The 14,541-nt window shown below is 32.1% G+C and carries 8 protein-coding genes; all 8 read right to left on the bottom strand.

Annotated elements, in window-relative coordinates; translation table 11 throughout:
• Position 1 precedes the first annotated feature (1 nt).
• Positions 2–904, bottom strand: coding sequence for a sialate O-acetylesterase (locus ACY2IJ_RS14510; protein WP_476725033.1), 903 nt, complete (start codon positions 902–904; stop codon positions 2–4).
• Positions 905–1,107: 203 nt separating this feature from the next.
• The gene (locus ACY2IJ_RS14505) at positions 1,108–3,390 is read right to left on the bottom strand and encodes a beta-galactosidase (protein ID WP_476725032.1); all 2,283 of its coding nucleotides are present in this window, start codon (positions 3,388–3,390) and stop codon (positions 1,108–1,110) included.
• Between the two features lie 153 nt (positions 3,391–3,543).
• Complete coding sequence (locus tag ACY2IJ_RS14500; protein ID WP_476725031.1) at positions 3,544–5,370, bottom strand: alpha-1,3-galactosidase-related protein; 1,827 nt, start codon at positions 5,368–5,370, stop codon at positions 3,544–3,546.
• A 13-nt stretch (positions 5,371–5,383) separates the two neighbouring features.
• Positions 5,384–6,577 carry a hypothetical protein gene (locus ACY2IJ_RS14495; RefSeq protein WP_476725030.1) on the bottom strand — a complete coding sequence of 398 codons (1,194 nt, stop codon included), beginning with the start codon at positions 6,575–6,577 and terminating at the stop codon, positions 5,384–5,386.
• Positions 6,578–6,722: 145 nt separating this feature from the next.
• Positions 6,723–8,681, bottom strand: coding sequence for an FAD-dependent oxidoreductase (locus tag ACY2IJ_RS14490; RefSeq protein ID WP_476725029.1), 1,959 nt, complete (start codon positions 8,679–8,681; stop codon positions 6,723–6,725).
• A gap of 19 nt (positions 8,682–8,700) precedes the next feature.
• The gene (locus ACY2IJ_RS14485; protein ID WP_476725028.1) at positions 8,701–10,164 is read right to left on the bottom strand and encodes a sulfatase family protein; all 1,464 of its coding nucleotides are present in this window, start codon (positions 10,162–10,164) and stop codon (positions 8,701–8,703) included.
• 123 nt (positions 10,165–10,287) lie between these two features.
• The gene (locus ACY2IJ_RS14480) at positions 10,288–11,442 is read right to left on the bottom strand and encodes a T9SS type A sorting domain-containing protein (RefSeq protein ID WP_476725027.1); all 1,155 of its coding nucleotides are present in this window, start codon (positions 11,440–11,442) and stop codon (positions 10,288–10,290) included.
• A 7-nt stretch (positions 11,443–11,449) separates the two neighbouring features.
• Entirely contained in the window at positions 11,450–14,377 is a 2,928-nt protein-coding gene (locus ACY2IJ_RS14475) for a hypothetical protein (RefSeq protein ID WP_476725026.1), read from the bottom strand.
• Between the last annotated feature and the right edge of the window lie 164 nt (positions 14,378–14,541).

Genomic DNA, 14,541 nt, shown 5'->3' with positions numbered 1-14,541 from the left:
TTTATTGGCTTTCATTTTTACGAATTAACTCTATTAAGGTTTTTCCAAACGCGGTTCCTAAACGTTCTTGTCCTTTTGTGTTGTAATGTGTGTTGTCTGAATGTTTTGGAAAATCTGACCACATTTTATCTGTACCTGTTTTTACAATGGCTACATTCTTATCGTTACTAGCCACTGTTTCCATGGCTTTACGAACAATTGCAGGACCTTGCTTATATTTTCTTGGCAACACATTAACTTGTCCTATCACAAAAGGCAACTCTTTAATACCTAAATCTTTTCTATAAGCATTTATTAATTTTTGTAAATTTTGTTGATATGAATTTGCTGTTAATTCGGAATTGGTGTCACTTTCTCCTTGCATCCACAACATTCCTATAATTTTATATGCAATGCCTTCTTTGTCTAATCTTTTTAAATTTGCTTTGATGATATTGATATGTTCTGAATACAATTTCATCTGTTTTCTTTCTGCTCCACGTTCCGATACTTCTGCTTTTTCCGTTGTCCATTCTGGATTCCAAGCTCCGTATAAAGATGTACCTCCAACTGCTTTTTTAATTAGTAAAAATTCTTGATTGGGAAATGTTTCAGAAAATACAATTCCTGTAAAAAGCTCAGGTCCAAAATGTTTTTCAAAATTGTACTTTTTACTTATCCCTCCTTTATATGGAGCTAAAGAACGAAAAGTGTTTTTGGTAGATGTTGCAGTGCTTAAGTTTACTTTTTTAACAGCTTTGCTCAACCTTTCTTTTGATGCTGTACTTAACTCTTCATAATTCCCATGTCCTTGCATGTTAGATTGCCCTGCTAGCAGCACTATTTGAATTTCTTTTTTTTGGGTATACCCCACCAAAGAAATCATTAACAACAAGAACATCAACCAACTTGTTTTATCAAACATTCTTAATCTTTTAACTTTATTTTTACAGGGTACAATTACGTTATTTCATTAATTCTACTTGTTTCTATGTGTATACTTTTTGTATGCAGCAATAAATTATAAAGACAAAAAAGGATTCTATATGAATAGAAAAACAAAAACCAGTAAACTTTTAAGATTTACCGGTTTTTGAAAAAAAAAAATAATAATTAAATATTCTAAAATTACTGAGCTGTTACTTCCACAAAATAAACTTCGTTTGGTTGTAAAACAGGCTGACTGCTTACGTTAATTCCTTTAATTAAATCTTTACAATTTACCTTTTGACGATTTTTAGTTGTAATATTTAAAGTAGCAGGTGTTTTTCCCACATTAACAATTGATAGAATTTGTTTTCCATCTTTTTTTGCAATTGCTTTCCACGTACATCCTTTTACTCCTGTTTTATTTGTTTCTTCTATACAAATGTTAGCCAACAAATCTTTTTCATCTAATATATGCATTGCTTTATCTTCCATTTCTGTGCTCGTAGAAACATATAATAAAGCACCTTTACCTTTAACCAATTTTTTAGATAAAGTTTGACCATATTCATTTTTCTTAAAACTTTCTTTATCTATAACAACTGTTCCTCCTTGGTTTAAATAAGCTTGTACTGCATTAAATTCTTCTTGAGTTACAAATGGGGTTTTGTGAACTAAAACTACATCCCAATGGCTGTTGCTTTGTTTGTTAATAATGTCTTTGGTTACAAAACCTAGTGGAACTCCATTAAAATGTAATCCTTCATACAATTCAAACACATCATCCATGTGTTTGGTTTTGTTAATTGCAGATGTTTTAGAGTAAAAAATTCTTAATGGTTTTCTTAAACGTTGCAGACTCATAATTTCTTGACCAAAACTATTTAAATCTATCAAAGTCATCGCTACTTCATTGGTAACTCTTGGCTGCATGTTGTTAGAACCCGCATAACCTTTATCGTTTTTAGCTTTCTTAGAAATAGCTCCATTGGCTTCTCTAGGCCAATACCAAATTTGACTTGCTGTCATACCATACGTATGTGCCAACCAAAATGAAGCTCTTGCATAAGCAGGATCCATATGTAAATTACGAGATCTGTTGGTAGACAAATAATGTAATTCTGAATTGAAATTAATTTTGTTTGGACTTACTGATTTCATAAAATCGTAACCCATACACAATTCTCTCCAATCAAACGCATAGTGCTCTTCCCATTCATATGGCTTTTTTTGCCAAATTCTTTTGTGTTCTGCACCCGAATCGTTCCCTATAATTCCGCTCATTTCCGTTAAAGCTTCTAAGTCTATTCCGTGTACACGTGCATTTTCTGTCCATAAATTTGGCATAATTTTTAAATGTACTTTTCCGTTAGGATCGTATTTTAAAATTTCATCTTTCATAAATTTATACCACTCTGTTACTCTGTACATGTTAAACACAGTCCAATCATACCATTTGGGTGTTCCTCTTAAACTAATATCAATAGGAATTTGAATTTCAACAGCTTCAAAACTCTTAAAGTTTGTTTTCCAAACATTGTTTAATTCGTTAATGGTTTTGTGTTTTTCTGCCAACCAAACTTTAAATTTTTCTATCGTATAGTTAGACACACCTCCAGAAGCCCAAGGTTTTTTGTTCTTAGTTTTATCTGCTTGCGTATAAAAATGAGGTTCGTTACACAGCATATAACCTAATTCCGAAAACTTTTGACCTGCAGCTTTATGAGCCACTGCTTTTATCAAAGCTTTTTGAATTATTCTTGCTCCAGGGTTGTCTATATCATACGCAGTATACGTATCTTCTCTCATGCTAAAATTAGGTCCGTATTTTTTTTCTGCCCATTTTGGAACTGATTTGTGGTTGAAGAAAATAAACCCTAAAGAACCAGATCCTTTAGCATCTAATTCTTTCTTTTTCCAACTTAAAAAAGTACCATTTTCATTTTCTACATAAGTAGGAGTTATAAAAAAACCATCTTGATTTCCATGGTATTCTGTCAATTTCTTTGTTTCAGGTTTCCACGTATAATCTGCTAAAAATACTGGTTGATTGTTGTAAATAATTTGATCTTTATCTACATAGGCCTTTGTCCAATCTACATGAGGTGATGCGGTTCTTTTGTATTCTTTTTTGATTACTTTTTTTAAGTTTTCAAAAGCTTCATCTAGCATAACCACCACATCTTTTCTTTCAAAAGTTGGCAATTCTTTTGCATACTTATCTGCTTCCTCCTTATAAGAAGTAACCAGCTTAAATGCCTTGGTATTTTCTGCAACATTTTGCTCATCCCATTTAGCAAATTCTAAAAATATTTCGGCAGTTCTAATTGTTGTTTTTTCTTTTAGAACATCAATTCCTTTTTTTTCTGCTTTTTTAATTAGCTTTTCTAGAGCTTTTATTTTTGTTTTTGCTTCACTTTCTAAGTTTTGTGCTTGAAACTGAAAGCATAAAAGCATTAAAACTCCTATTACTATTTTTTTCATTTTGTTTGTAATTAATTTTCGATGCTCAAAAATAGTATCAATTGCAGTTTTATTACAACTTTTACCAACAGGTATAAACGCTAAAGCACTACATATAAACAAACAAGCACAACCATAGTAGGTTGTGCTTGTTTATTTTTAAATCCTATAGAATTACTTTGTATACTTAAACCCTTTGTTTCTCTTTACTTTTAATGTTTTTTGGGTAATAGCATCTACCTCAAAATATTGGGTAACATTTCCTTCATATTTGTTTTTAGTAATCAAAACATCTTTGCTGTTTTTAAGATAAAAAACAGGTTGATTTGGATATTGTGGTTTTTCTGTATGGGTTTGTTTTATGGTATTTCCTTTTATGGTTAATCCGTCTATTCTATCTGCCCAAACAATACAATTGTCAAAAGTTTCAATACTATTGTTTTCAAAAACAATATTTCTATCATACAAAGCTGTTTGATCAAAGGTTTTTCCTAATCTTGGAGATATTTTTAAAACAGCATGACCAGGAGCTCCTCCGTAGGCTACGTGCTTAAATCTGTTGTTTCTAATAATTACTTCTCCAACCGCTCCAGATTCATACCAAAAATAACTTTCTCCTCTAAGCATGATTGAAGACATCATTGATGACAAATCATTATTTTCTATAACTATTTTTAATGGAGTTTTAATAATTATGTTTCTAGCCCTATGGTCACGAATGGTACACCCTCTCATAGTAAACACAGGATTCCATGTTTTGTTTTCTAAAATATCTCCTAATTTTAAATCGGCAGGAATTTCATTTTTAAACGTTATGTCTGAATAATATTCGTTTACATATTTTACGTTGCTAACAACATTTACTTCTCCTCTACTTGGATTTGGTGATTTGATAAACCAAACCTCATCTCCTTTTCCTGCAAATTCAAATCCTGTTTGCTCAAAATGTTTTAACGCAACTCTAACCGTGTTTTTATTAATAATTTTATTGATTTCTACATAAGTTCCATGCACGTTTGTACCATCATCTAACATTCCTTCAAAACGACAATTTTCTATTAAAACATCTCCTTTACAATTGGCAAAGTGAGTCGCATCTGCAATGGTAGAAATAGCTCTATCTGAACCTTCTTTGATATATATTCCTGAATTTAAAATTTTAATTCCATCTGTTCTTTCAAACAAAAACCCCATTCCTAAGGCATGGTGAATTGTAACTCCATTAAAAACAACGTTGTTAGAGTTTTTAGTTTGAAACGCAGGAGCATATCTATTTTGTTCGTGTGGTCCTTTAGAATGAAATACAGAACCTACTCTTGGAAAATGTTTGATGTTTTTATCGTAAATACGTAAAATTCCGTTTGCCTTTTTTTCTACTTTATTAGGTCTTAAAGACATATCAAAAGCACCATAAGCAACCTGCTTTGTATCTTTATCAAATGCTAATGTACTTCCTAATTCAAAAAAGTGAAATCCATCAATATTAGGAAAAGTAATGTGTCCTCTTGAGAAATTCCAAGAATAACCTTTGGTATAAGGCTTCAATTCAAACCAGTGTTCTTTTGCATTAACAGCCGTAATATCTCCCTGAAAACTAAAAGGTATATCCCAATCAATTGTTATATTATTTACAGAAATGTTGTTACAATTTATAAACTGAAAAGGTGCTGTTTGACCATGAAAAACAAACTCTGCTCCATTTCCTTCTATTTCTACCGAATTAAAATCTTGAAACAAAAAGATTATTTTTTTTAATCCATTTCCATGATTTGTAACAAAAGAAAACTGTTCTTTGGCATAATCTGGTAAAAACTTGTAAACTCCTTTTTCAAAAACAAGCTTAATATCTTTATCATTTGTATTTTCAATGGCATTTCTAACCACCGTGGTTACATCATCATTAGAAGACTTTATTCTAATAATTTCTTTTGCATTTGCTGTTGTAATAACTGCTAAAAGCATACATACAAATACTTTTAACATTTTATTTTCTCGCTTCATTATTCTTGATTTATTATAATCTGTTTTTATACTTTTTTTGAAATTTTGATACGCTTTTCTGTTCTTTTTTTGAAAGCTCTAAATTATTATTACCAATGTACCAATAGGCTCTTCTAGCTACTAAAAAGTTAGAACTCTCTAACATTTTTAGCAATTCCTTTTTTAAAATGATTGAGTGGTAGTCTTTTCTTTGTACTAGGGTTAAAAACATTTCTACTTCTTGATATGTAAAGGAATTTATTTGAGCACTTAATTCATCAAAAAAAGCAGAATAGTTTTGTTTTTCTACATAAGATAAGGAGTTTAAACAAGCAATTCTTTTTTTAGAATCTCCATTTACAAAAAGGTTGTTAAGAACGTTGTAATAAATAGTGTCTGGACTAGTTTCTATATAAGAAAGCACTTCTTTAAACACCTTGTAATTGGCTTTTATTCCTTGCTGTGTTACCTTACTTACTGCAGGTACATTGTATACTTTTCTTTTTTTAAGGTATTCTAATGCAAATTGCTTATATCCAAAATCTGTTTTTTCCAAATACTCGTCAATTAATTGTGTATTGTTTAATTGACTAGCTTTAATTTGTCTAATATTTTTAACCACATCACCATTTGCCCAATGCCACAATGTGTAACATGTCCAAACAGCACCCTCTACCGTTTCGGATGGACTTATAGAAGATGTAGCTCCTGAAATCCCATCAATATCTGCATTTCCTCTTTCAACCACATCACTTGTAACCAAATCTTCTTTAAAAACAACTCTTAATTCTGATTTTTTGTTTCTTAAAATTTCTTCTAGTTTCGTATAATCTTCTTCGGTAAATGGTTTTCCTTTGGCTTTTTCTAACTCGTCTCCAGGTTCTAAATCAATGTACTGATATCTTCCTAATTCATCAAAAAACATTCGAACCACAATCACTTCACATATGTTTTCTCCACAATTAACAGAGTTTACATCTATGTAAAAACGTTGTGTTCCATTTGGCAACACCTCTTCTATTAAATTACATTCTATGTTTTTTTCTTTGTCTACCGCAGGTTGATAAACCTGTATTTTGTGTGTGTGTTTTGTTGGATTAGGTAGCGTTCCAGAATGCAGGTCTACTCCCACAAACAAAAGTATTAAACAAAGAATAAATTGACTTGCTAAAAATTTCTTTTTCTGAAGACATTTATTAATTATTATTTGGTTAATGTTAAATTTCATTAGCTAAATAATTTAGAGATTGTTGCTAAAGGTAAGCCTTCAAAATTGGTGCTTTTTTTTATAAAAAAACAAGTTTGCTATTGGTAAATACTTACCTACATAGACCAATAGCAATACTTGTTTTACTTCTTATAAACTTTTTATTTTACTCATAAGCTCGGACTTCAAACAATTTGGCTGTAGACTGTCCATAAGTTTCTTTTAAATGAATTCTAATTGCAGATGTTTTCACTTGATCAAAATTAAATTTAATCAAACGAGCAATATTCCTATCTTTTTCACCGACTTTTACCCATGCTCCATTTACTCTAACTTCTAAGTCTAACACTCGCATTAACTCTGGTGGCACCGTAGTTATATAACTCTTTTTTTGCCATTCAGTTAAAGGTTGTTTTCTCATCGTTATGTTTTTCTGTAAATTGGTATCGCACTTTATCTCCACTTTAGAAAGCTTAACAGGACTATCCCATTCCATTTGAAAAACAGCAGGTAAGCTTTCTGACTGCCAGTGATTAATTTTCCCATCTATATCTCTAGAAATTCCATTGATTACATTTTTAGCATCACCAGATTTTGTAGAAGATCCAAAAATCACACTTGCTTTTTGGGCTAAATCATTAGGGTCATTTGCTACTACTTTAGGAATGTACACATCATCTCTCATTAACATTTCTTGCAATTGTTTAATATGTTTATTACGAACCTCCCTTGGAGTCATCCCTTTATCCACACAAATAGTTGCTGCAGTACCTACCGCCTGCCCCATCAATGCACAAGTACTTTGAATCCTAGTAGAAGAAAGAGCAATATGTGTTAAACTTGCGTTACGTCCTGCAAACATTAAATTATTTATATTTTTAGAATACAATGAACTAAATGGTACTTCATATACTGTTTTAAATTTTTGATGAAAAAAACTTGGTCGTTCTTTAATATCTAAAATCCCCCCTGGATTGTGCTCGTCTAAAGACCAACCTCCAAAACCGATAGCATCTTCAAAATGTCTATGTTCTGTCAAGTCTCTTTCCGATAAAATATGATCCCCTATAAAACGTCTAGATTCTCTACGGCCTGGCAAAGATCCTACCCATTCTAAAGCATAGTTCTCAGAACCTGGGAATTTTCCTGAGTTTTTAATATAATCCCATACTCCATGTAAATACCCCATTAAACTGTGACGATTCTCTTCTTGTACATCAATAATATCATGATCACTACCTAACTCTACCCACCAATATCCATCTAAATATTGATCTATTTTTCTTTCACGATGAGCATTGTCTCCATCGTATTTTTTCACAAAAGAAGGAGGTGTATAAGGCATAGGTCTTCCATGATTTTTTCCTTGTAAAAGAATAGAAGCTCCCATTTGCCATCCATCTGGTTTATCTGGAGCATACTTTTCATTAAATTCGTCTTTACCTTCTCTTCCTGTTCTATATAACGCACCTGCTTTTGCAGCCATTAATCCATCACCAGAACAATCTATAAACACATCTCCTTTAATTATAAATTCCGTTTCAGTAGTTAATTGCCAACAACGTGCAGAAATTATTTTTGTACCTTTCATTTCAGCATCAATAGCTTGTGTGTTAAGCATTACTGTTAAATTAGGCTCTCTAACTACATAATCATAAACTACATGATCCCAAACAGGATAAGACTCTTGTGGATTGTACAACCTGTTTTCCAACATCAATTCTTCAACAATTCCTGTTTCTCTTTCTGCTCTTCCTGATTTTAAATGATTTACTCCATTTAATGTAACACGAATTTCACTAGATGCATTTCCTCCTAACACAGGACGGTCATTAATCAATACTGTTTTAGCTCCATTTCTTGCAGCAGCAACTGCCGCAGAAATCCCAGCAATACCGGCTCCAACAACTACTACATCATAAACCACTGTTTTTTTTCGATTTGGATTGGGAACCTTTTTCCCCGTTCCTAATTGATGCCATTGATCATCACCCCCTGTATTACTTGTATTCTCGCTATTAATACCTGCTGCAACCCCATCTAGAGATGTGCATGATGTTAATGGCAATACACTTGCTGCCATTGCGGCACCAGCTGCATTTTTAATAAAATTTCTACGTTTCATTTTTTTACTTTTTGTTCTTTTATAAGTCTACTCCTGTTCCTTGTAAAGAATTATCGTGATCCCACATAATTAACCAAGGATCTCTGGTATCTAACTGAAATTTTTTCAGCTTGGCTTTCATGTGTTTTAACACATCTTGATATTCTTTTTTATCTGCTAAATTGTGTACCTCTCCTGGATCATTTTCCAAATCAAACAACTCAAAATCAGCATGTCTTAAATATTCCTCTACTGTTTTGTTTCCATACATTTTTTCGTTATTTCTGTACACACTCTGCCATGTAGACGATGCCCACAAATCTGAAGCAAATGGATAATCTAATTGCCAAGCAATGTTCCAAATTAATTTATAATTCTTTTCTATAGCAACCCTCATTGGATAATACATAGTAATTTCATGAAAAGTATGCGATGCATATACATCATCCCATCCTTTTGGATTTTCTTGTTCTATAATTGAATTGAAAGATTTTCCATGAAATTGTTTAACATCGTAAGCAACATTTGCCATGTCTAAAATAGTTGGTGTTAAATCTACCCAAGATATTTTAGCGTTGTTTACCCCTCCTTTATTTCCCTTTTTTGTAGGATCTTTAATAATACAAGGCAACTGAATTCCTGGTTCATAAACCGTTGTTTTTGCTCCTGGAAAAGCCATTCCATTGTCTGATATATACAAAACAATTGTATTATCTAACTTTCCTGCTTCTTTTAAATGAGACATTAATCTACCAAAACCTTGATCTATTCTAGAAATACTCTGATAGTACTGTGCTATTTCTTCTCTAGATTCTTTTGTGTCGGGTAAAAAATCTGGCACTACTACATCTTTAGGGTCATAAACCATTTGAATTTCTCCCGGATAAGGTTCTTTTTTATTTCCAAACGTATTGGGTAAATTCCAAGGTTCTGAAACAAATGGATGCCCTCTATGCGGATCGTCTGTACAGAAATACAAGAAAAATGGTTTATCTGATTTGATCACATCTAAACAAGCATCTGCCATTTCTAAAGTACTTCTTGGATCTGCTTCTAACACCGTATTAAAATGATACACAGATTCTGGTGCTACGTGATATTTACCAATTCTTGCAGTTTCGTAACCACCTGCTTCTAACAAAACAGGTAACGATTTTACATTGTCATAAGTACTAAAGTGATGATAATCGTGCACATGACCGTAAGACCCTGTAGCATGCCCAAATTTACCTGTTAAAATTACCGATCTACTTGCTGCACAACTAGCACTTGTACAATAGGCATTGTTAAAACGTACACCTTCTGATGCCATTCTATCTAAATTGGGAGTTTGAATTACCGAATTTCCATAGCATCCTAAAGCATCTTTACCATGATCATCTGCCACAAATAATACAATGTTAGGTTTTAAGTTCTTATCAACTTTTTTTTCTTCTTTGGTAACACAACTTGTTAAAAGAATAATACTCAATAAGGCTATTAAATTTTGTTTTGTTTTTTTCATTTGATTTTTAAAACTTAAGGTAAAACTAATTTTAAGGGTTGATTTTTATGTATGTCTAAGTTACTCTAATGTCTTTTAGAGTAAATAATTAAACCTACATATCAAACAATCTATTTTATAAACTTAATGAATAATTAACTTTTGAGTAACTTGTTGTTTTAGCTTGTAAATTTTAAGATAATAAACACCATTGGCTAGATTAGAAACAACCTCTTTATGTAATAATGTGTTTATTTTTATTTCTTTTACTTTTTTTCCTAGAGCATTATAAACCTCAACCTTACTATTTATAGGTAGTTTAAACTCTACAAATTCTGATGCAGGATTTGGGAAAAACAAAACCTCTTTTTCCAACAACGGTTCTTCCACATTTAAATCTTCTTCTTCTATTTGTTCTATTCTAAGATTATCTACATAAAAGCTTCCTTTTCCTCCTCCAAATTCTGGTTGGTTGTTTACTTGCAACCTAAAAACAGCATTGACTGCGTTTTTATTTAAAACCATTTTTTGCGTAAGTGTTACCCACTCTTTTTGAGCTACTGATGAAAGATCCCATTTTAAAGTAACCCAAGGATCTAAAACTTGTGTATAAAAATTAGATATGGTTGTGTTTTCATCAATCCATACTTGTAAACTAACCGTATAAGTTCCTTTATTTAAGGTCAAATGTTCTTCATCCATAGTTTCAATTTGACTTAAGAAAGGAAGAGAAACCACTTCTTCTGGAGCATCAGTCAATAATTGCAAATCATCTAAATACATGGTTCCAGTTCCATAATTAGACTGCATTAACACCCTAACATTAGTATTTACAAAATCGTGAGGAGTTGTTAATTCTGTAGCAACTTCAACCCACTGATTTTTGGCTACAGCAGACAAATCAAACACTGCATTTACCTCACTTTCTCCATCAGTTCTAAAATTAATTTTTACTGCTGACAACTCTGATTCTGCCTCTAACCAAATCATAGTTTTTAACATATAAGTACCCGCTTTTACATCAATCAACATATCATTAATAGTAGTACTTCCAAAGGCTTTTTTAATTCCCGAAAAAGTAGTATTATTTGCATACTTTAAACTATGTACTGAATTATCAGCTCCTTTATCTGTACTTATAGAAAAATTTTCAGGTTGTTGCATCCACCAACCATCATCACCTGATGTTACTTCAAAACCATAATAATCTGTATTTAAAATATTTACTTTTTCTTGTGCTTTACTTGTTGTTGATATTGCAACCATCAACAAAACATAAATTTTTACTATTTGTTTCATGATGGAATTAATTTAAAGGTGAACTTAATTGAATATCTATAAAACGGAAACCTCCACTAGGAATTTCTACGTTTACAGCATCTTTATTTGACAAACTATACTGCGTATGATCTAAAATATCTTGCATAGAAATTGGATTGGATTTTTGAAATTTCACAACTGCTGTTCTATCGTTCGGATTAAGATACCCTCCATCAATTATTGTCAATCTTAAATTGGTTGGAGATGTTTGTGCCACCGTCCAAGCAACATCACCAGAAACTGTTAAAGGCAAATCTTTTGCTCCTTCTTTTATTTCATTTTCTATGGTTGTGTAATATTCATCTGCATTAAATGTTTGTGTACCGTCTGCCGAATAATAATACCTACCATCGGTATAATATTCTTTTAAAATATTTTTATAAATAGGGTGTAAATGATCTTTTAACAAACCTCTAGAAGCTGTAACATCTGCATGTATTCCTGTTTGTGGTGGTGTAATTAAAACCAATCCGTTTGGATAATTAGGTAAATAATTCTGTCTTCTATCCTTTACATTTCCTGCATAAGTAGAAAAATCCCAAGGAGTATTTTTTGCTCCCATCCAATTGGCATTTTGTCTGCTAAACACAAAAGGATTGTTGTTAAGGAAAGCCTCATCATAATGAGTTGCCCATTTTAAACTACTTCCTTCTACCAAAAAGTCTTCATCGGGCTCCAACATACTAATATGCACTGGCGAAACACTTAATAATTCATTAGGTTTAGGTACAAACAAAGCCCCTTTAGCTACTAGTTCCCAAACAATACTCATATAATCCGGATCTACAGCAAAATTGTTAATGTATGTTGCTCCATTGGACATATGATAAATTAAATGACGTAAAAAATGATTCGGCAATCTTTGATGACAAAATTGTCTAGATCTATCGTAACTAGGATTGTCTGGAACTGTTCTTGTTCCCCAATTATTTACTGCACCACTTGCCCAAACCCCCACTCTACTTGCAACACTAATATCCATAGCTTTGTCTGTGGTTTCTTCCATAGAAGGCACAAATACATCAGCATATTCTCCAGACAACAAACCATTCCACATTGGCAAATACACATTAGCTTGCCAAAAATTGTGTTTGGCTCTTACATAAATATTTGCATTTTTAGTTTTTGCATAATCTGCTAAAGGATAAAATAAGTCATTCATTACCCATTCAAAATCTGCAGAATGATCTTCTAGTTCAGGATAAACTAATACTGTTTTTTTACCATTTGCATAATCTAATATTTGCTTAGTGGTTGCTAATTGGAACATATAAGGATCGTTTCCATGCCCTCCCCAATACGCAATTCCTTTATCTCCTTTTGGAGTTTCATCATACCAAGCAGTAATGTGATCTATAGCTTGTTGTTGAGTATATACATAACTTCTTCTACCATCTCTTCGGTTCATGTATTTGGTATTTGCCATGGCAGATCTATCCCAGCTTTCTGCTTGTGACATATGGCTACCTCCTAAAAACACAGGAGATGTATAATTATTTCTAATGTTATTGGCTGTTGTTTTGGCAAGTCCTTCACTTGTGTTTTCTGTCATCAACAATACTTCTCTAGCTTCTCTTTGTGTACTAGGTTTTATGTAAGAAGCCAAGTTGGTTCTTATAGCAGCAGTATTGTCTATAATATTTTTAAGCTTTCCTGTGGGAATTAATTCTTGATACGCTGTTTTCCAGTCTGGATTACCTGTATCCATAATATGAATTTGGCTTCCTCCGCTTTGACAACTTGCTAAAATTATTTGATTGGAGTTTGGCTTTTTCCACATATCGTAATATGAATACTTTGTTTCTAGCTTTTCTTCGCTTTCTATATCTAAATTCTTATCTACCAATACTATTTTATTTCCTACTAAAAAAAAGTATTTTTCAGTAACAACATCCGTAATTAATTCTGGTTGTACTACAGAATATCCGAAACCTAATTTGGTTAATTTGTATTGATCTGTAGTATCATCTACTAAGTTTAAACGAGATACATTTGCACTGTTTTGATGATTGGATGCTCCTAATAATATTTCAAAATTCCCATCGTTGTCATGGTCAGAAAATCTTAATTCTCCTATAGGACTAGTCCCTATAGTTTCTACTCTTTTAACAGGAATATCTTCTAAAACATCAAACACATAAATAGCTCCTCTGTCTTGTGATGGATTGTTACTTGCATGCATGATTAAATAATCATTGTTTGCATCTTTCTTTAGAGGTCTTAAAAAGTTGGCATAGTGCACAAAGTCTTTAGCAGTTGTATCTCCCCATGTTTTTTCTTTAGAATAATCTGCTGACTTTAATTCTTTGATCAGTACACCTGTGTTAGATAGGTAATAACAATTTAAATCTAAGCTTCCTGCTACTACATAAGGAGTTCCATTTTTTTGGACCACTGCAACAGAATACATTGGCACTTCGTTTTTTTGATAGTGCCACAACTCTTTTCCACTTGTATTTAAACAATAAATAGTTCCGTTGGCATTGGCCACCACAACTTCATCATTTCCATCACCTGTAAGATCTGCACACCACATATCGTGTACCATATATCCAGACAGTGCGTTTTTCCATAGAATGACTCCATCAAAACCTATAGCCATTACTATTCCCTCATAAGAGCTTGCAATAATTGTAGAGGTGTTTTGATAATTTGCTGTTCTAATCTTATGAATGGTATGATGAGTTTCTATACTATAAATAGCACCTAATTCTTTTGCAGTAGCATTATTAGGAACACTGTATTTTAAAGATTCTGAACCCTGAGAGGCTTTGCTTGAGGTAAAACTCCACAAGCTATTTTCAGTTGTTTTCCAATTAGAAGCTTGTGCTTCAAAATTGTAGACTTTTTGAGAAAATATAGTAGTACTACTTACGATAAGCAATACTTGTAAAAAGTAATTTTTTAAGTTCATAAAAAAAATGTTGTTACTAATTATATAAGTATCTAAAGATATTTACTAGTTAGTAACAACATGATTTTGTACGTATATATATTGTGCTTTTTAGTACAGAAACACTGTTAAATATTTTTTTGAATAAAATTTAGACAAACATATATACTTTTAATGGTTTGTAA

It is taken from the genome of Wenyingzhuangia gracilariae, from assembly GCF_056387575.1.
The sequence above is the reverse complement of the archived record's forward strand: the minus strand, read 5'-3'. Positions and strand labels throughout refer to the sequence as shown.